This is a genomic window from Falsihalocynthiibacter sp. S25ZX9 (assembly GCF_041205405.1).
In the GTDB taxonomy this organism is placed as follows: Bacteria; Pseudomonadota; Alphaproteobacteria; order Rhodobacterales; family Rhodobacteraceae; genus Falsihalocynthiibacter; species Falsihalocynthiibacter arcticus.
This window is the reverse complement of the sequence record NZ_JBGFCD010000118.1, coordinates 1-344: the sequence shown is the minus strand read 5'-3', so window position 1 is coordinate 344 and position 344 is coordinate 1. Positions and strand designations below refer to the sequence as shown.

Sequence of the window (344 nt, the reverse complement as noted above, 5' to 3'; positions counted from 1 at the left end):
AAAACACGCGGCCAATCGCGCCGTAGAATTGGACCCTGAATCTTCTGCGGCCCATCTCATGCTTGCGAATATTTATTTTGCGCTGGGGGATATTACCGGCTTTAAAGATGCTGGAAGAACTGCCCTCTCGCTCAACCCAAATAGCAGCACGGCTCTCGCACATTACGGCATGCGTCTTGCGTTTAGCGGCGCGTGGGACGAGGGGATATTACTGGTTTAGCGCGCCAAAACGCTGAATCCTGTGCATCCCAATTGGTTCTCTTTTCCAGAGGTTTTTTCACTTTATAACCGCCGTGAATACCAACAGGTGCTTGCGCTTCTCGAGACGATCGACATGCCTGATT

1 protein-coding gene is annotated in these 344 nt (G+C 51.2%); it reads left to right on the top strand.

What is annotated here, in order from left to right:
* Window positions 1-220, top strand: a 220-nt coding sequence (locus AB9F29_RS21540; RefSeq protein WP_369757206.1) for a tetratricopeptide repeat protein, incomplete at its 5' end; no start/stop codon positions are given.
* Between the last annotated feature and the right edge of the window lie 124 nt (window positions 221-344).